Source organism: Geobacter grbiciae, assembly GCF_018531165.1.
GTDB lineage: Bacteria > Desulfobacterota > Desulfuromonadia > Geobacterales > Geobacteraceae > Geobacter > Geobacter metallireducens.
Window position 1 is genome coordinate 1 of the sequence record NZ_JAHDIW010000001.1, and the last position, 18,990, is coordinate 18,990.

The 18,990-nt window shown below is 60.3% G+C and carries 16 protein-coding genes; all 16 read right to left on the reverse strand.

Annotated features, from left to right (window positions below; translation table 11 throughout):
- Nucleotides 1-653: 653 nt before the first annotated feature.
- On the reverse strand, nucleotides 654-1,886 hold the full coding sequence (locus KJB29_RS00005; protein WP_215732802.1) for an LL-diaminopimelate aminotransferase: 1,233 nt from the start codon (nucleotides 1,884-1,886) through the stop codon (nucleotides 654-656).
- 206 nt (nucleotides 1,887-2,092) lie between these two features.
- Nucleotides 2,093-2,893, reverse strand: a complete 801-nt coding sequence (gene dapB, locus KJB29_RS00010; protein ID WP_215732803.1) for a 4-hydroxy-tetrahydrodipicolinate reductase — start codon at nucleotides 2,891-2,893, stop codon at nucleotides 2,093-2,095.
- A gap of 149 nt (nucleotides 2,894-3,042) precedes the next feature.
- Nucleotides 3,043-3,915, reverse strand: a complete 873-nt coding sequence (gene dapA, locus KJB29_RS00015; RefSeq protein ID WP_215732804.1) for a 4-hydroxy-tetrahydrodipicolinate synthase — start codon at nucleotides 3,913-3,915, stop codon at nucleotides 3,043-3,045.
- A 197-nt stretch (nucleotides 3,916-4,112) separates the two neighbouring features.
- A complete protein-coding gene (gene lptM, locus KJB29_RS00020; RefSeq protein WP_215732805.1) occupies nucleotides 4,113-4,865 on the reverse strand; it encodes an LPS translocon maturation chaperone LptM in 753 nt (250 codons plus the stop codon).
- Between the two features lie 59 nt (nucleotides 4,866-4,924).
- Nucleotides 4,925-6,301: an argininosuccinate lyase gene (gene argH, locus KJB29_RS00025; protein WP_215732806.1), complete on the reverse strand. Its 1,377-nt coding sequence runs from the start codon at nucleotides 6,299-6,301 to the stop codon at nucleotides 4,925-4,927.
- A 74-nt stretch (nucleotides 6,302-6,375) separates the two neighbouring features.
- The gene (locus KJB29_RS00030) at nucleotides 6,376-7,539 is read right to left on the reverse strand and encodes a hypothetical protein (protein WP_215732807.1); all 1,164 of its coding nucleotides are present in this window, start codon (nucleotides 7,537-7,539) and stop codon (nucleotides 6,376-6,378) included.
- A gap of 10 nt (nucleotides 7,540-7,549) precedes the next feature.
- Nucleotides 7,550-7,993, reverse strand: a complete 444-nt coding sequence (locus KJB29_RS00035; RefSeq protein WP_215732808.1) for an NUDIX domain-containing protein — start codon at nucleotides 7,991-7,993, stop codon at nucleotides 7,550-7,552.
- 73 nt (nucleotides 7,994-8,066) lie between these two features.
- On the reverse strand, nucleotides 8,067-9,287 hold the full coding sequence (locus KJB29_RS00040) for an argininosuccinate synthase (protein ID WP_215732809.1): 1,221 nt from the start codon (nucleotides 9,285-9,287) through the stop codon (nucleotides 8,067-8,069).
- Between the two features lie 32 nt (nucleotides 9,288-9,319).
- A complete protein-coding gene (gene argF / locus KJB29_RS00045; protein WP_215732810.1) occupies nucleotides 9,320-10,231 on the reverse strand; it encodes an ornithine carbamoyltransferase in 912 nt (303 codons plus the stop codon).
- Nucleotides 10,228-11,427: an acetylornithine transaminase gene (locus tag KJB29_RS00050; RefSeq protein WP_215732811.1), complete on the reverse strand. Its 1,200-nt coding sequence runs from the start codon at nucleotides 11,425-11,427 to the stop codon at nucleotides 10,228-10,230. Before KJB29_RS00050 ends, argF begins: the two co-directional genes overlap by 4 nt.
- Nucleotides 11,428-11,481: 54 nt before the next feature.
- Nucleotides 11,482-12,360 carry an acetylglutamate kinase gene (gene argB / locus KJB29_RS00055; protein WP_215732812.1) on the reverse strand — a complete coding sequence of 293 codons (879 nt, stop codon included), beginning with the start codon at nucleotides 12,358-12,360 and terminating at the stop codon, nucleotides 11,482-11,484.
- A 127-nt stretch (nucleotides 12,361-12,487) separates the two neighbouring features.
- Nucleotides 12,488-13,612 (reverse strand): hybrid sensor histidine kinase/response regulator, encoded by a 1,125-nt coding sequence (locus KJB29_RS00060; RefSeq protein ID WP_215732813.1) that lies wholly within the window; start codon nucleotides 13,610-13,612, stop codon nucleotides 12,488-12,490.
- A 33-nt stretch (nucleotides 13,613-13,645) separates the two neighbouring features.
- Nucleotides 13,646-16,276 (reverse strand): alanine--tRNA ligase, encoded by a 2,631-nt coding sequence (gene alaS / locus KJB29_RS00065; protein WP_215732814.1) that lies wholly within the window; start codon nucleotides 16,274-16,276, stop codon nucleotides 13,646-13,648.
- A gap of 40 nt (nucleotides 16,277-16,316) precedes the next feature.
- The gene (locus tag KJB29_RS00070) at nucleotides 16,317-16,784 is read right to left on the reverse strand and encodes a regulatory protein RecX (protein WP_215732815.1); all 468 of its coding nucleotides are present in this window, start codon (nucleotides 16,782-16,784) and stop codon (nucleotides 16,317-16,319) included.
- Complete coding sequence (locus KJB29_RS00075; RefSeq protein WP_215732816.1) at nucleotides 16,785-17,948, reverse strand: type IV pilus twitching motility protein PilT; 1,164 nt, start codon at nucleotides 17,946-17,948, stop codon at nucleotides 16,785-16,787.
- Between the two features lie 3 nt (nucleotides 17,949-17,951).
- Entirely contained in the window at nucleotides 17,952-18,971 is a 1,020-nt protein-coding gene (gene recA, locus KJB29_RS00080; RefSeq protein WP_215732817.1) for a recombinase RecA, read from the reverse strand.
- Nucleotides 18,972-18,990 lie beyond the last annotated feature (19 nt).

The window sequence follows — 18,990 nt, forward strand, 5'->3', positions numbered from 1 at the left end:
TGTCAAATCCGATGTACTTCCCTCTATCTAATCTCCTTCCTCCTGAATCTACGCTGCAACTAATTCACGAAAGAACCTATTAATATGTTCTTCGACTGAAAACTAAGCAAACTGTCACTGCACAATTTTGATACTATTTTGGATCTATCTATAGATTCATAAAAATCTTTTATATCTAACCGAGTTACCCACATCGGAGACTTATCTTTCATAATACATAGGATTTTAGTTACTATGCTATTTCGATCTGATTGTTTTACCTTATATAAACGCCTAATATTATCATTAAGTTTACGTAAAACTAATGTATTGTGTAGAGATGATGATTTGAATACAAATTTTCCGTTAACTGTATTAACGACAAAATCTGTATCGAAATAAACATCAGCATTAACAGCGTCGACTATGCTAGTGATGATATCAACATATTCGTTACCTGTTTTTTTAATTTTATATGTTATGAAATCATTTGTTTTCAAAATCGCACATATATTCTTAGTCGAGAACGTTTGGTTAAGCATCTTACCTCCAACAAATCATAACAATAACATATGGTCAATATGCTGATAATTTTGTAAAACTATTTATAAGCTTAAATTATGTATTAGAAAAACAAAAGGCAGCCGATAAGGCTGCCTTTCTCAATTCAAAACCTACTTCAAATTCTTCTTGATCCTCTCCACCGCCTCAATCACATTCTCGCGATGCCCAAACGCCGACAACCTGAAGAAACCTTCGCCGCTCGGACCGAATCCGGAACCCGGCGTCCCGACCACGTTGCATTCGGTCAGCAGCTTGTCGAAGAAGTCCCAGCTGCTCATGCCCCCTGGCGTCTTGAGCCAGATGTACGGGGCGTCCACGCCTCCGTAGCAGGTGACGCCGGCCTCTTTCAGACCTTCACGGATAATGCGGGCATTCTCCATATAGTAGTCGATGATCTCTTTGGTCTGCTTCCACCCTTCGTCACTGTAGACCGCAGCGGCGGCGCGCTGGACCGGGTAAGAAGCGCCGTTGAACTTGGTGGTGGTGCGGCGGAGCCAGAGCTTGTTGAAGCTGTACTTCTCCCCCGTCGGCGTGGTGCCCATGACCTCTTCGGGCACGACCACGAGGCCGCAGCGGACACCAGTGAAGCCGGCGGTCTTGGAGAAGGAGCGGAACTCGATGGCGCACTTCTTGGCCCCTTCGATCTCGTAGATGGTGTGGGGAATTGAGGGATCAGTGATGAAGGCCTCGTAGGCGGCGTCGAAGAAGATGACGGCATCGTTGGCGTTGGCGTAGTCGACCCACTTCTTCAGCTCGGCCTTGCTTGCCACGGTGCCAGTCGGGTTGTTGGGGAAGCAGAGGTAGATGATGTCCACCTTCTCCGTGGGGAGCGAGGGGATGAAACCGTTCGCCTCGTTACACGGCATGTAGACGATCCCCTTGTAGTACCCCTTGTCGTCCGCCTCGCCAGTCCGGCCGATCATGACGTTCGTATCGTTATAGACCGGGTAGACCGGGTCGCCGATGGCAACGACGTTGTCCATGGCGAAGATGTCCAGGATGTTGGCGCAGTCGCACTTGGAGCCGTCGGAGATGAACATCTCCTCGGTCTTGAGGCTGACGCCGAGGGGCTTGTAGGACTTCTCGATGATTGCGTTGATGAGCCAGTCGTACCCCTGCTCCGGGCCGTAGCCGGCGAAGTTGTCGATGGTGGCCAGATCGTCCACGGCGTCGTGGAACGCCTTGATGATTGCCGGGGCCAGAGGGCGGGTCACGTCGCCGATACCGAGGCGGATCACCTTGGCAGCGGGGTTGGCGGCGGAAAACTCCCGCACGCGGCGGCCGATCTCGGGGAAGAGGTAGCCTGCCTTCAGTTTAAGGTAGTTGTCGTTGATTTTTGCCATTACTGCGGTTCCTCCGGATTCGTTTTGTATAAAGGAAATGCCGCATGGAGCGGCAAATCGGGTTCAAGGTTTTTCGGTTTAACCTACGGGATGTCGATTTTTCGCCAAGCTCAAGGCGTCAAGGAAGAGCACGGAGACGTAGCAGCGCTACGTCGCACACGCGATGACGCAGACAACGCCGAGATTGGCAAAAAGCGGCATTCCTCCTACCGAAGGCCCAGGACATCCTGCATGTCGTAGAGCCCCGGCGCCTTCCCCACCACCCACTGGGCGGCGCGAACGGAGCCGCGGGAGAACATGTCGCGGGTCATGGCCCGGTGACTGATCTCGATCCGTTCCCCCATGCCGATGAAGTAGACGGTGTGCTCGCCCACAATGTCGCCGCCGCGCACGGTCTGCATGCCGATCTCTTCCTTCGTCCGCTCGCCGCAGATCCCCTCGCGGTGGTAATTGGCCACCTTGTTGTAGTCGCGCCCCAGGGCCTCGGCCACCACCTCGCCCATGCGGACGGCGGTGCCGCTGGGGGCATCCTTCTTCTTGTTGTGGTGCAGCTCCACGATCTCCACGTCGAAGTCGTCCCCCAGGGTCTTGGCCACGTCCTTCAGGATCTTGAAGCAGACGTTGACCCCGACGCTCATGTTGGGGGCGAGCACCGCCGGGATTTCTTTCGCCAGTTCGGCGGCCAGGGCTCGCTCCTCGGGGGTGAAGCCGGTGGAACCGATGACGATGGCTTTTTTCTTGAGGGCGCAGGCCTCCAGGTTCTTGAGGGAGACCTTGGGGGTGGTGAAGTCGATGAGGACGTCGCACCCGTCAACAACGGCGTTCAGGTCATCGGAAATGGCGACGCCCAGGGCGCCGCAGCCGGCGATAAGCCCGGCATCCTGGCCCACCAGCTCGTGGCACGGCCGCTCAAGGGCGCCGGAAACGGTGCACCCCGCCTCTTTGGCGGCAACGATAATCCTCTGACCCATGCGGCCGGCAGCGCCGCAGACAGCGATTCTAATCATGGGAAAACCCCTTATTTCACCACAGAGACAAGAGCCACAGAGATGTCTAGAGAAATACAAAATCAAATCTTCTGGTTGAGAGGAAAAAATGATTTTGACTTACTCCAGCTTTTCTCCGTGTCTCTGTGCCTCTGTGGTAGGCTTTGAATTTAAATCAGTTTGTACTCTTTCATTATCTCAGCGAGCTTGGCTTTATTGGCAGCCCCCATCTCGCACAGCGGGAGCCGTACCTCGTCGGAGCACTTGCCCATGAGGCCGAGGGCGGTTTTCACCGGGATCGGGTTGGACTCGATGAACATGGCGTTGCCAATCTTGAGGGTCTCCAGATGGAGCCTGCGGGCGGTTGCCATGTCACCGGCGTAGAAAGCGTCGGTCAGGTCAGCCACGGTCTTGGGCATGATGTTGGCCAGCACCGAGATGACCCCCTTGGCGCCGCATGCCATCATGGGGAAGGTGATGAAGTCGTCGCCACAGAGGACATCGATCTTATCGCCGCAGAGCGCCAGCACCTCGGAGGCCTGCTGGAGGGAACCGGTCGCTTCCTTGATCGCTACCACGTTCTTGTGCACTGCAATCCTGGCCACGGTCTCGGGGAGCATGTTGACTCCCGTGCGCCCCGGCACATTGTAGAGTATCTGGGGGATGGCCACGGCATCGGCGATGGCGGTGTAGTGGCGGACGAGCCCCTCCTGGGTCGGCTTATTGTAGTAGGGGGTCACCAGCAGCACGCCGTCGGCCCCGACCTCCTTGGCCTTCTGGGAGAGTTCGATGGCCTCGGCGGTGGAGTTGGAGCCGGTACCGGCAATGATCGGAACCCGCTTGTTGACCTGCTCGATGACGGTCTTCACCACATTCATGTGCTCGTCGTAGTCCAGGGTCGAGGCCTCGCCAGTGGTGCCGCAGGGGACGATGGCGTCGGTACCGTTGGAGATCTGGAATTCGACCAGTTCCCGCAGTTTCTCAAAATCCACCTGGCCGTTATTGAACGGGGTGACGATGGCGACGATGCTTCCCTTGAACATATGAAACCTCCTATGTGGGGGCGATCTTTGTGATAGCCCGTTTTGCAAAGAATCTGTCAGTAATCCTCAGCTTACTCAAGGTGTAAAAAGGTGTTTCATTGCCACACCGAAACAAAAGTGGGTATTTTTACCATGGAAGCCGTTAAAAAGTCAAAAGATTAGAGGCTTACCGGCTCTGGCAGTTCCTCTCGTCCCCTTCACTCCGGTTCAGCCAGCATTCCTCTGACTTCGTTGGAAACAGCGCCTTCAACCGGCATGCCGTCGATGTCGACGACCGCCCGCACCGTGTAAACATAGGTGACACCCCGTTCCAGCCGAAGATCTTCATACTGGCGTTCTACGACCGGCGTCGGCGTAAGGAGGACCAGGGTGGAAACATCTTCGCCGCGGCGGCGATAGACATAGGCCCCCGCCGGTTTGCCGACGGTCCCGGAGGGGGCTTCCCATTGCAGCACCACACTGGTGGGTCCGGCAGCCGCAGAGAGGTGCGGAGCGGGCGGTGCGGCAATCTTTGCGCGGCGGGCCCGGTTGGAGGCGGCGCTCTCGGAGCCGTCATTGCGGAAGGAAACCACCTTGTACTGGTAGGTCACGCCGTCTGTCACGTTGCGGTCGGCAAAGACGTAGCGGTTGTTATAGAACCGCACATCCTGCGGATATTCCAGGTCCACGGTCTTCACGAGGGTATAGGCCGTGGGGCACTCCTCGCAATCCTCGTCAGGGGGGAGCACCGGACGGCGATAAACCCTGAAGCCGGCCAACTCCTTCAGAGGGCGCCCCGCTTCATCCTTGGAGGGGGCGGGCCAGGAAACATAGAACGCATCCTCCTTCTGCTCAACCGACAGGGCGCTCACCGGCGCCGGCGCAAAGCTTTCGGGGGGAACCAGCGGCCCCTTCTTGCCGCATGCAGCAAGGAGGAGCAACCCTACTATCACAAGATATCTGGCTATCATCTGTCCGTCCGTGGGGGCGAGTCATTCTCCGCCCGCTCGTTGATGGTTATCCCAAGGGATTATCTGCCCGCCTTGACCCGCGCGATCTCGGCCTTCACCCGCTCCAGCGCGGTACCGCCGGTGGCGGACCGGGCATTTACCGACGCCTCGAGGGTGATGCAGCCGAAGATATCCTCACCGATTTTATCGGAGAACCCTTGCCATTCCCCAAGGGTCAGGTCCGGCAGGTCCTTGTCGTTGGAGAGACAGTAAGCCACGGTCTTGCCCACCACCTCATGGGCATCGCGGAACGGCATCCCCTTGCGGACAAGGTAATCGGCCACGTCGGTGGCGGTGGAGAACCCCTTGGCCGCTGCGGCGCGCATATTCCCGGTGTTGATCCGCATCTCGCCAACCATGTCGGCAAAGATCTTCAGGCTCCCCTTCACGGTGTCGATGGTGTCGAAGAGGGGCTCCTTGTCCTCTTGCATATCCTTGTTGTAGGCAAGGGGAAGGGCCTTCATGACCGTTAGGAGCGCCATGAGGTTGCCGTAGACCCGGCCGGTCTTGCCGCGGACCAGCTCCGGCACGTCCGGGTTCTTCTTCTGGGGCATGATGGAAGATCCGGTGCAGAAGGAGTCGGAAAGGTCCACGAACTTGAACTCGCTGGTGGACCAGAGAATCAGCTCCTCGGAGAAGCGGGAGAGGTGCATCATCAGTATCGACGCGGCAGCCATGAACTCCAGGGCAAAGTCCCGGTCCGAAACCGAGTCGAGGGAATTACGGGTCACTTCGGGGAAGTCCAGTATCTCAGCCACATGCTCCCGGTCGATGGGGAAGGTGGTCCCCGCCAGAGCCCCTGCCCCCAGGGGAAGGACGTTCATCCGCCGCAGGCAGTCCTCCATCCGCCCCTTGTCCCGGCTGAACATCTCCACATAGGCCATCATGTGGTGGGAGAAGAGAATCGGCTGGGCGGTCTGGAGGTGGGTGTAGCCCGGCATGATGACCCCCATGTTCTTTTCGGCCTGGGAAATGAGGGAATCCACCAGCAGGTCGAGGTAGGCCGAAACCTCCACGATCTCGTCCCGCAGATAGAGTCGGATGTCTAGGGCCACCTGGTCGTTGCGGGAACGGCCGGTGTGGAGGCGCTTGCCGGCCTCGCCGATTTTTTCGGAGAGACGGGCCTCGATGTTCATATGGATGTCTTCCAGGGCCACCGAGAACTTGAACTGACCCGCCTGGATCTGGCGCAGGATATCCTGAAGGCCGGCCGTGATCTTCTCAACATCGTCCATGGGGATAATACCCTGCTTGCCCAGCATCCGGGCGTGGGCGATGGAGCCGCGGATATCCTGGTGGTAGAGCCTCTTGTCGAAATCGATGGAAGCGGTGAACTCCTCGACGAATTTGTCGGTGGGCTCGGAAAAGCGGCCGCCCCAGAGTTTTTCGTGTGTCATGGTTATCTCCTTCAATGCAGAACGTTTTTGCTGGTATTTTCAGGATCGAGATTTTTTGATTCGGCCTAAAGGCCTCATCCTTCCTGCCCGATCTCGAACTCGGCCGCCATCTCATCCCCGCTCACCCGCACCCAGCCGCCATCCGGGGACAGGCGCATGATGGTATGCACCTTGAGGGGAACTCGCGTGGTGCGTGGGTCGAGCTCGTGGTGAAGCGGCAGGTTGATGTAGTAGAGACGCGTCCCCGTGCCGAACCGGAGCCGGCAGACCGGCGCGCCGCCGAAGTCGTCGGTGGAGAACTCCGAAAACTGCACCCGCGCCAGGCGATGACGCCGGTTGATAACAACGGACGAACAGCCGAACCCCCGGTCTTCAGGGGCATCCTCGATTCGCGTCTCGTCTGAGGTATTGCCGAAGACGGTCACCGTCTCCCGCACCCCCGGCGTATCCTCCAGGTACTCCCCATAGAAGCCCGAGAGGACGTCCCGGTAGACCTGGTGCTCCGGCTTCGGGTTGCACTGGACAACGAAAATGGTGTCCAGGGTCTGGCGGGTGGAGAAATAGAGCTGGTTCGCATGGTCGATGATCTGCCGGATATTGGAGCTGTAAAGATCGCGGTAGAGATAGTCGAGGCAGATCAGGACCATGAAATTGAAGCATGAGAGGCGGCTCCGGAACAGGTAGAAGTGGCGCCCCCGGTAGAGGTCGTGGAACTTGTCCAGGAACTCCTCCCCATGGAAGGGATGGCTCTTTGCCTCCAGGAAGACGCGCAGTTTCCCCGTCGCCTCCTTCACCGCCACGCAGCACCAGTTCACCGGCATTTCCAGCACGTCGCCGGAGTCGATGTCCCGGTCCACCAGCTCGATGGCCTCGGCGTTGTCCTCCCGAAACCGCTCCAGCATCTCCCGGTAGGCCTTGAGGCTCACGTGCTCCACTCCGAACATGGTCACCGAATTGGGACGAAAGGTGCCGTCGATGATCCCGAGCATCTCGTCGAAGCGGGCAACGGGGACATGGGTCTCGGGAAGCATGAGGAAGTGAAGCTTCTTCAGGTTCCCCTCGCCCGCAGCCACCAGTGCGAGAATCGAACGGACCATCTCCCACTGGCGGTCCGGATCAACGACGGCAAACCCCTTCTCTGCCCGTTGGATCCGGTTCGGCACTTGGGCGATCATGCAGTGGAGGTGGTGCCCCAGCGCATATTCGAGATTCACCTTTTTGTCGATGATCTGGACCATGGAGACCTCGTCACGTCTCGCAGCTGCAGAGCTCCGGGAAAATTTTCCCAAGGATGAATCTGGCCCCCTGGGGCATCTTGTAGTTTATCAATTCTCCGCGGGGAACCCAGCGGGCCTCCTCCACCTCGTCCAGATTGTGGTTGATTTCACAGTAGAGGGGGTGGCAGAGATAGTAGAGGATGATGAAGTGGTAGTTGTCCTCACCCGGCGTCACGTGCTCGAAGACGTCGACCAGGGCCTCCACCTCCACCTGAAGCCCCACCTCTTCCATAACCTCCCGCTGGAGGGCCTTGATAATCGGCTCGCCCAGATCGATCTTCCCCCCCGGCATAACCCATTCGCCCTTGAAGGGGCTCACGTTCCGCTTGGTGAGGAGCACCTGCCCGTCATCGTCCACGATGACCGCCACGACAGAGGTGACAATGTGGTCTTTTTTGAAAGTCTTCTTGGTCATGGGATAGACGAAGGGACACGGCGAACCGTGTCCCTGATGTCATGATTCAGAGATTGCGAAAAGGCGCGTTTTCCTACTTTTTCCCCTGCATGAGCGCCCTGATCCGCAGCCGCAGGGAGTTGATCTTGATGAAGCCGGTGGCGTCGGCCTGGTTGAATACCTGATCCTTCTCGAAGGTGGCAAAATCCAGGTTGAAGAGGGAGTTGGTCTCGGACTTGCGGCCGACGGTGCGGCAATGTCCCTTGTAGAGCTTCACCCGGGCCACGCCGTTCACGCACTTCTGGGAGTCGTCAATCAGGGTCTGGAGCATTTCCCGCTCCGGGGAGAACCAGTAGCCGGAGTAAACCTGGCGTGCATACTCGGGGATGAGGGAGTCGCGGATTCTCATGACTTCGCGGTCCATGGTGATCTGTTCCACCGCCGAGTGGGCCTCGCGCAGGATGGTACCGCCGGGAGTCTCGTACACGCCCCGTGACTTCATCCCCACGGAACGGTTCTCCAGCAGGTCCACCCGGCCGATGCCGTGCTCGCCGCCGAGGAAGTTCAGGTGGGCCAGAAGCTGGGCCGGACTCATCTTCTCGCCGTCAACGGCCACGGCGTTGCCGTTCTTGAACTCGATCTCCACGAACTGGGGCTTGTTGGGGGCCTTCTCCGGCGCTTTGGTGAGCACGTACATGTTCTCGGGTGGCTCGGCCCAGGTGTCCTCCAGAATGCCCCCTTCGAAGGAGATGTGAAGCATGTTGCGGTCCGAGGACCAGGGACGCTTCTTGGTGACCGGGATCGGAATCCCGTTTTTCTTGGCGTAGTTCACCAGTGCCTGGCGGCTGTTGAGTTTCCACTCCCGCCACGGAACCACAACCGTGATGGCCGGGTCAAAGTGATAGTAGGCCAGCTCGAAGCGGACCTGGTCGTTTCCCTTGCCGGTGGCACCGTGGGAAACGGCGTCGGCGCCTTCGATCTTCGCGATCTCCATCTGGCGCTTGGCGATGAGGGGACGGGCGATGGAGGTACCGAGAAGGTAATGCCCCTCGTAAATGGCGTTGGCGCGGAACATAGGGAAGACGAAGTCCTTGACGAACTCTTCCTTCAGATCGTCGATGTAGACCTTGTCGGCTCCGGTGGCGAAGGCCTTGTCGCGGATCGGCGCCAGTTCGTCCCCCTGGCCCAGGTCGGCGGAGAAGGCGATGACTTCGCAGCCGTACTCGTTCTTGAGCCACTTGAGGATAATGGAGGTGTCGAGCCCGCCCGAATAGGCGAGGACAATCTTCTTAACGTCTTTGTGCTCTTTGGCCATGTGAGTCTCCTTTTGGATCGGAATAGAATCAGTTACTTCATCAACGAAGCCATGATGGCTTTCTGTACGTGGAGCCGGTTCTCGGCCTCGTCCCAGACGACGGAACGGGGGCCTTCGATGACGCTGTCGGTGATCTCCTCACCCCGGTGGGCCGGGAGGCAATGGAGAACCATGCAGTCGGGCTTTGCCAGGGCAACTAGATCATCGTCGAGGCAGTACCCTTTGAACGCCACTTCGCGCACCTTCTGCTCCTGCTCCTGCCCCATGCTGGCCCAGACATCGGTGTTGACGACATCGGCATCGCGCACGGCCTCTTTCGGGTCCCGGGTAACGGTGATGGACGACGTGGCTTTCTTCTGGGCCCAGTCCCAGACATTGCGGTCAGGCTCATACCCCTCCGGGCAGGCCAGAGCCAGGTCGAAGCCGAGGATGGCGGCGGCCTCGATCCAGGTGTTGGCCATGTTGTTCCCGTCGCCGACCCAGGCGAATTTAAGCCCGTCATATTTCCCCTTATGCTCGATGACCGTAAAGAGATCGGCCATGATCTGGCAGGGATGGAAGAGGTCGGTGAGGCCGTTTATGACCGGCACCGACGAATACCGGGCAAACTCCTCCACGATCTCCTGGCCGTAAGTGCGGATCATGATGCCGTCACAGTAACGGGCCATGACGCGGGCGGTGTCCCTTACTGGCTCGCCCCGCCCCATCTGGGACGTGGCCGAGGAGATGAAGAGCGGATGGGCTCCCAGCTGATGAACCCCCACCTCAAAGGAAATACGAGTCCTGGTGGACGACTTGTCGAAAATGAGGGCGACGCTTTTCCCCTCCAGTATCCGGTGGGGAATCCCCTTTTTCTGCTCTTCCTTCAGTTCCCGCGTCAGGGCGAAGAGGGCGTCAAGGGCTTCTTTGGTATACTGGTTGAGGGCAAGAAAATGCCGGTTCATTGCTTAATCTCCTCCAGAATGCCGTCAAGCACGGCGATCATTTCATTCACTTCCTGTTTGGTCACGATAAGCGGCGGCACGAACCGGAGCACCCGGTCCTGAGCCACGTTGAGGAGAACGCCGCGCTCAAGCGCCTTGAGCACTATCTCACCCCCCGGCACGGAGAGTTCCATCCCTATCATGAGACCGATCCCCCGAACGTCGGTGATGAACGAATACTTCTCCTTGAGCCGCTCCAACTCGCCCACGAGGTATTCCCCCATTTCTTCGGCCCGGTTCAGGAGCCCCTCCTCCAGCACCGCCCGGACGGCGGCCACACCGGCGGCGGTTACCAGGGGGTTTCCCCCGAAGGTGGAGCCGTGGGTGCCGGGCGAAAAGGAGGCGGCCACTTCGTCTTTCGCCAGCATGGAGCCGATGGGAGCGCCGCCGGCAAGGGCCTTGGCCAGGGTCATGATGTCGGGGGTTACGTCGAAGTGCTCATGGGCGAAGAGCTTGCCGGTCCGGCCGATCCCCACCTGGACCTCGTCGAAGATGAGGAGGAGCCCGTGGCGGTCGCAGATCTCCCGCACCTTCCGGAAGTAGTCGGCGGAAGGGATAACCACGCCCCCCTCCCCCTGGATCGGCTCCAGCATCACCGCGCAGGTTTTCGGTGTAACCGCCGCCTCCAGGGCGGCGGCATCGTCAAATGGGACATAGGTGAATCCGTGGAGGAGCGGATCGAAGAACTTCTGGACCTTCTCCTGTCCCGTGGCGGAGATGGTGGCCATGGTCCGGCCGTGGAACGACGCAAGGGCCGTTATAATCTCATAACGCTCGACATCGCCGGTCTTTTCCCGGGCATACTTGCGGGCGAGCTTGATGGCGGCCTCGTTGGCCTCGGCGCCGCTGTTGCAGAAGAAAGCCTTGTCGGCAAAGGAGTTGCTGCAAAGCAGCTCCGCCAGCTCAATCTGGGTGGGAATATTGTAGTAGTTGGAGCAATGGATCATCTCGGCGGCCTGTTTCTGAATCGCCGCCACCACCTTCGGGTGGCAGTGTCCCAGGTTGTTCACCGCTATGCCGGCGAGGAAGTCCAGATACTCCTTCCCGTCCGCGTCCCAGACCCGGCACCCTTCGCCCCGCACCGGCACCAGGGGGTACCGGCCATAGGTCTTCATGATATATTTGTCGCCCTTTGCTATCCAATCAGCAGATTTCATCAGCATTTCCTCCAAATTTTCGTCCAGTGGCAAGGTTCTCCAACCAATCCATGCCTATCGTCGGATCTCGGTCCCTACGCCGACGTCGGTGAAAATTTCGAGAAGAACCGCATGGAGCACACGCCCATCAATGATGTGCGCCTTCTTGACCCCTTCTTCAACGGCATCGACGCAGCAGTTCACCTTGGGAATCATCCCACCGGTAATAACACCATCGTCAATGAGACCCGAAACCGCATCAAGGGCGATACTGGAAAGAAGCGTTCCACCCTTGTCCTTTACCCCCTCCACATCGGTGAGGAGAATCAGCTTCTCGGCCTTGAGGGCGCCGGCAACCCTGCCGGCCACGAGATCGGCGTTCACATTGTAGCTCTCGCCGTTCTCGCCGACCCCGACAGGGGCTATGACCGGGATGAACTTGCCGTGCTCCAGTGTCTGGATCAACTCCTGATTCACCTTGACCACATCCCCCACGAAACCGATGTCCACCTTCTCTATGGTGCCGTCCTCCCGCTTCACCTCCTGCAGGAGTTTCTCGCAGAGGAGGAGCCCGCCATCCTTGCCGGAAAGGCCCACAGCCCGGCCGCCATGCTGGTTCAGGTATCCGACCACTTCCTTGTTCACCTGGCCGGTGAGAACCATCTCCACCACCTGCATGGTGGCGGCGTCGGTGACGCGCATCCCCTTGACGAATTCGGAGACGATACCGTAGCGTTTGAGGGTCTCGTTGATCTGGGGGCCTCCGCCGTGAACCACGACGGTGTTGATGCCGAGGGATTTGAGGAGGATGACGTCGAGGGCGAAGGACTTTTTCAGGGCCTCGTCGGACATGGCGTGGCCGCCGTACTTGATGACGATGGTCTTGCCGGAGAAGCGCCGGATGTAGGGGAGCGCCTCCATGAGGGTGTTGGCCTTTTCGATGAGATGCTGCACGCGGTTGAACCTCCCGTTCGTCGGAAAGTGGTGCCGGAAGGGGCTCAAGAAAGGTGCAACTATAGCAGATAGGGGGAAATAATCAATACGAAAGGCGGGTTTGCCCACCTCCGGAGTGTGAGGAGACTCAGGGCGTAATGGATGAATGGAGGGGAAGAAGGACCGTAACGCGGGTTCCCTTTTCGGGCTCGCTTTCCACGGTGATGGTGCCGCCGTGAAGCTTGACAAACTCCCGTGCGTAGAAAAGGCCGAGGCCGAAACCGCGAATCTGGCCGGCGCCCTCAAGGTCCACCTGATAGAACTTCTCGAAAATCTTCGGCAGCTCTTCCTTCGGGATCCCGATGCCTTCATCCTCCACGGTCAGGCGGCAGACAGCGTTGTCCTCACGCAGGGAGAAGGAGACAGTCCCCGTTTCGCGGGAAAACTTAAAGGCGTTGTCGATCACCTGGCCGATGGCAAAGGCGATCTTCTCCCGATCGAGGGACAGGGGGGAGAGCTGCTCCAGATCGAAGGACGCAACGACGCCCGGCTTGGCAGTCGCCTCCTTGGAAGAGGCAACCAGGGGACGAATGATTTCAGGGAGGCTGCACGGCTCCAGGTGAAGCTCTTCCCCGGCGGCCAAGAAGCGGCTGAATACCAGGAGCTCGGCGACAAGGTTCTCAAGGTATCTGGACTGGCCGCAGATGAGTTTCAGGTTCTCGCGCGATTCAGGGTCGTCCGGGTCGCAAACCCCGCTCGCCAGGTTCTGGAGAAAGAGGGAGATGGCGGTAATGGGGGTGCGAAACTTGTGCGAGATGAGGGAGAGGAAGTTGCTCTTGAGTCGATCCATGCTCTTGAGGTTGGCGAGTTCCTCCTTAAGGGCCTTCTTGTCCAGGGCCTTGTCCACCGCCGTCTTGAGCTGAAGGATGTTCAGGGGTTTGGTGATGAAGTCGTCGGCATCGGCCTTGAGGGCGTTGAGAATGATCTCCTTCTCGGCATAGCCGGTCATGACGATGACCACGATGGTGGGCTCCAGATCTTTCAGGCGGCGCAACAGCTCGATGCCGTTGATCTTCGGCATCATCACGTCGGTGAGGATGACGTCGACCCCCCCCTTCTCGAAGAGCCGCAACGCCTCCTCGCCGTCGGCCGCCTGGAGCACCCGGTACCCCTTGAGTGCCCGGGCGCAGAGGTCACGGATCACCGCCTCGTCGTCAACGACGAGGATCGTCTTGACATCCCGCTCAGCCTGGAATTTCGCCACAACGTCCATGGTGTACCACCCTCTCCCTGCCCGGCCGCCCGATCAGCCGATGAGCCCGTACACCTTACCGAGGGCCTCAGCCAGCATGTCGGGCTGGCTCCCCCCTGCCTGGGCCAACTCCGGCTTGCCGCCGCCGCTCCCGCCGATGACCGGCGCCAGCTGCCGGATGATGTCGCCGGCCTTGAAGCGGCCCGCCAGATCCTTCGTCACCGCCACGAGGAGGTTGGCCCTGCCGTCCTTCTCGCACCCGAGGGCCACAACCCCGGAACCGAGACGGTCCTTGAGGGTATCGGCCAACTCCCTCAGCTTCTTCGGATCATCCACCTCCACGGTTACCGCGAGGACCTTCACGCCGTTCACCTCCCGGACATCCGCCAGGAGATCCCCGGATTTGGCCGCATTGAGCTGACCCTGGAGTGTCTCGATCTCCCGCTGCATCTCCCGCTGGCGAGCGAGGAGTTTCTGGAGCCGGTCGATATTGTCTCCCCCCTCGGCCTTCATGAGTGCCGCGATCTGCCGCTTCTCATCCTCCAGCTCCTGGATGTGGCGCAGCGCCCCCATGCCGGTCAGGGCCTCTATGCGGCGCACCCCGGCGGCTATTCCCGCCTCGGAGAGAATCTTGAAGGAGCCGATGTCGCCGGCGGCCCGGACGTGGGTGCCGCCGCAGAGCTCGGCGCTCACCTCCCCCACCTTGACCACCCGTACCCGGTCGCCATACTTCTCGCCGAAGAGGGCCGTGGCGCCGCTCTCCATGGCTTCCTCAACGGCCATTTCACGGGCATGGACCGTATCGTTCTCCATTATGAAGGTATTGACGATCTCCTCCACCCGCCGGATTTCCTCCGGGGTCATGGCGGCAAAGTGGGTGAAGTCGAAACGGAGCCGGTCCGGCGCCACCAGGGAGCCGGCCTGCTTCACGTGCTCGCCGAGCACCCGGCGGAGCGCCGTCTGGAGGAGGTGGGTGGCGGTGTGGTTGCGGGCCGTGGCGTCGCGATCCACGGACGCCACCTTCAGGTCGCACGCTTCGCCGGTCTTGATGGTCCCCTCGACGACGGTTCCCCGGTGGACGATGAGGTCGGGATAGGGGCGGATCGTACCGGTCACCCGCACGTGGGCTGAGCCGGTGGAGATGGTGCCGGTATCCCCGGCCTGGCCACCGGACTCGCCGTAGAAGGGGGTCCTGTCGGTGATGATTTCCACATCTTCGCCGGCCTTCGCCTCGGCCACCTCGGAGCCACCACGGAGGATGCTGCCGATCGCTGCGTAGCTGCACTTCTCATCATAACCCACAAAGACGCTTCTGACCCCACGGTTGTGGAGTTCCTTGTGGACGGCGGCAATCCCTTCTTCGCCGGAACCTTTCCAGTGCTCCCGGGCCTGCTCCCGTTGGCGTTCCATGCACGCCTCAAATCCGGGCTCGTCGATGGTGAACCCTTCGGCCCGGACGATGTCGGCCGTGAGGTCAGTGGGGAAACCGAAGGTGTCGTAGAGGCGGAAGAGGGTTTCGCCGGGGATCACCGTCTTCCCCTCCCCCTTCAACTGGGCCACGGCGTCGTTCAGGATGGCAAGCCCCCGGTCGAGGGTTTCGGCGAAGCGCTCCTCCTCGGCCCGGATCACCTTCTTGATGTATTCCTCCCGCTCCAGAAGCTCCGGGTATGAGCCCCCCATCATCTCGTTCACGGCGTCCACGGTCCGGTAGAGGACCGGCTCGGCAAAGCCGAGCATCTTGGCATGGCGGGCTGCCCGGCGCATGATCCGGCGCAGCACGTAGCCCCGCCCCTCATTGGAGGGAAGGACACCGTCGCAGATGAGAAAGGTGGTGGCCCGGGCGTGGTCGGCGATGACCCGCATGGAGACGTCGTCCTTCTCGTTCTCCCGGTACCGTTTCCCCGAGAGCCTTTCCACGTGGCGGATGACTCCCTGGAGAAGGTCAGTGTCGTAGTTGGACTTCACTCCCTGCATGACGGTGCAGATCCGCTCAAGCCCCATGCCGGTATCGACGGAGGGTTTGGGGAGCGGGGTCATGGTGCCGTCGGCGGAGCGGTTGAACTGCATGAAGACGTTGTTCCAGATCTCCATGTAGCGGTCGCAGTCACACCCGACGGTACAGTCGGGGCTGCCGCACCCCACCTCGGGGCCGTTGTCCCAGAAGATTTCGGAGCAGGGGCCGCAGGGGCCGGTGTCTCCCATGGACCAGAAGTTGTCCTTCTCGCCGAAGCGGAAAATCCGCTCACGGGGGACCCCCTCCTGGTGGTGCCAGATGTCGGCGGCCTCGTCGTCATCGGTGTAGACCGTCACGTAGAGGCGATCCTTGTCGAGCCCCAGGTCCTTGGTGAGGAATTCCCAGGCAAAGGCGATGGCCTCCTTCTTGAAATAATCGCCGAAGGAGAAGTTGCCGAGCATCTCGAAGAAGGTATGGTGCCGGGCGGTGCGCCCCACGTTTTCCAGGTCGTTGTGTTTGCCCCCGGCCCGCACGCACTTCTGGGAACTGGTTGCCCGGGTGTACCCCCGGTCCTCCATGCCGAGGAAGCAGTCCTTGAACTGGTTCATGCCGGCATTGGCAAAAAGGAGCGTCGGGTCATTGTGGGGGATGAGGAGGGAGCTGGGGACCACGGTGTGTCCGCGGTCCTCGAAAAATTTCAGGAATCTGGCGCGTAGTTCGTTTCCGGTCATCGGTTCCTCTGTATTCTGGATTGAATTGAAAAGATAAATGTTATTCGTCGGCGGAAACCCGCAGGGCATCCAGGATGGCCGAAAGGGGATAGCCGCGACGCTGGAACCAGCCGACCACCCGCCGTTTCTCCCGTAAATCCGCCTCCCTTGGGTCGAAGGATGAGAACTTGCCGGCCAGCATCTCCCTTATGTCATCCCGCAGGTCGCGCCCTTCGGTGGCCCGAGCCAGGGCCTCGGCCGCAAGCTCACAGGGGATTCCGCGCCGGATGAGTTCCCGGCTGAGCCGCGGTCCCGCCATTCTGCCGCCGGCCATGGCCGTTTCCGCTATCCGCTCGGCCAGGCGCCGGTCGTTGAGATACCCCAACTCCCGCAGGCGGGCCACGACGGATGCGATTTCCCCTTCGCCGATCCCCTTGCGCCGCAGCTTCAGCGCCAACTCAGCCTCGCTGTGGTCGCGCCGGGAGAGAATATCGAGGGCGCGGCTGAACCCGCTCCGCTCATCCCCCATCTAAAACTTCTCGACCCCCTCGGCGGGCGTCTCTCCGCCGGCGGCCGAGGCACCTTCGTCGTGGACGAAGTCATCCCAGGTGCTGTCGGAGGTGGACGAGATGCCCGACACCTTGAGGGCGAAATCATCCGGGTTGGTGGACTGCCGGAGCGCTTCCTCGTAGGTGATGAGCTTGCCGGTATAGAGCTGCATGAGGGACTGGTCGAAGGTCTGCATCCCGTAGGTGGTGAACCCCTGGGCGATGGCCTCGGGGAGGAGCTTCGTCTTGTCCTTGTCGTCGATATATTCCTTGATGCGGGCAGTGCCGATCATGACCTCCACGGCCGGGACCCGCCCCTTGCCATCGGCCCGGGGGACCAACCGCTGGGAGATGACCCCCTTGATGACCCCGGAGAGCTGGAGCCTGACCTGGCGCTGGTGGAAGGGAGGGAAGACGGAGATGATCCGGTTGATGGTCTCGGCGGCGTCCAGGGTATGGAGGGTGGACATGACCAGGTGCCCGGTCTCGGCGGCGTGCATGGCGGTCTCGATGGTCTCCAGGTCCCGCATCTCCCCCACGAGGACCACGTCCGGGTCCTGCCGGAGGGCCCCTTTCAGGGCGGTGGAGAAGGAGAGGGTATCGAAGCCCACCTCCCGCTGGGAGAGGATGCTCTTCTTGTCGCGATGAAGGAACTCCACCGGATCCTCGACAGTGATGATGTTGCAGGTCCGGTGCTCATTGATGTAGTCGATCATGGCGGCCAGGGTCGTGGACTTGCCGCTTCCCGTGGTGCCGGTGACGAGGATGAGCCCCCGTTCCTCCAGGGCGAGCTTCTTGATGACCGGCGGGAGGGTCAGGTTCTCAATGGAGGGGATGCCGAAGGGGATGGACCGGAAGACCATGGCCACGGTCCCCCGCTGGGAATAGACGCTCACCCGGAAGCGGCCGAGGCCCGGCACGCCGTAGGCCACGTCGCACTCGTAGTGCTCCTCGAAGAGCTTTTTCTGCCGCTCATTCATGATGGCCAAGGCCATACCGCGCACCTGGTCCGGGGCAAGACGCTGTGCATTGGGAATGGGCCGCAGCCGCCCGTCGATCCGGACCACCGGCGGGAGACCCGTCTTGATGTGGATGTCGGAGGCCTTGGCCTTGACCGCTATGGCGAGAATGTCATTGAGTTCCATGGCCTATGCCGCCTCTTCCTTCCCCCCTTTGCGGGGAATGCCGGCCGTCTCGTAGATCTTATCCTCGATCTCGGCCACCATCTCGGAGTGCTCTTTGAGGAAATTCCGGGAGTTTTCGCGCCCCTGGCCGATCCGGTCGGAGCCGTAGGAGAACCAGGCACCGCTCTTGTCGATGATCTTGCGGTCCACGGCCAGGTCCAGGAGATCACCCAGGCGGGATATCCCCTCGCCGTAGTAGATGTCGAACTCCACTTCCTTGAACGGCGGGGCCACCTTGTTCTTCACCACCTTCACCTTGGTGCGGGAGCCGACAACCGCATCCCCCTGCTTGAGGGTGGCGATCTTGCGGATGTCGAGGCGGACCGAAGCGTAGAACTTGAGGGCGTTGCCGCCGGTGGTGGTCTCAGGGCTGCCAAACATGACACCGATCTTCATCCGGATCTGGTTGATGAAGATGACGCAGCAGTTGGACTTGGAGATGATGCCGGTGAGCTTCCGCAGGGCCTGGGACATGAGGCGGGCCTGGAGTCCCACGTGGGAGTCCCCCATCTCCCCCTCGATCTCGGCCTTGGGAACCAGGGCCGCCACCGAGTCGATGACGAGGACATCCACGGCGCCGCTCCGCACGAGCATCTCGGCGATCTCAAGGGCCTGCTCCCCCGTGTCGGGCTGGGAGACCAGGAGGTCGTCGGTCCGAACACCCAGCTTGCGGGCATAGCCGATGTCCAGGGCGTGCTCGGCATCCACGAAGGCCGCGATGCCGCCCAGCTTCTGGGCCTCGGCGGCGATGTGAAGGGCGAGAGTCGTCTTGCCCGACGACTCGGGGCCGTAGATCTCGATGACCCGTCCCCGGGGAACCCCGCCCACCCCCAGGGCGATATCCAGAGAGAGGGCGCCAGTGGGGATGGCGTCGATGTCCGGCAGGGCCTCGTCGGCACCCAGCCGCATGATGGCGCCCTTGCCGAACTGCTTCTCTATCTGGCTCAGTGCCAGCTCAATCGCCTTCTCGCGTTCCTGGGTCACGGAATTCCTCCTCTGGGGT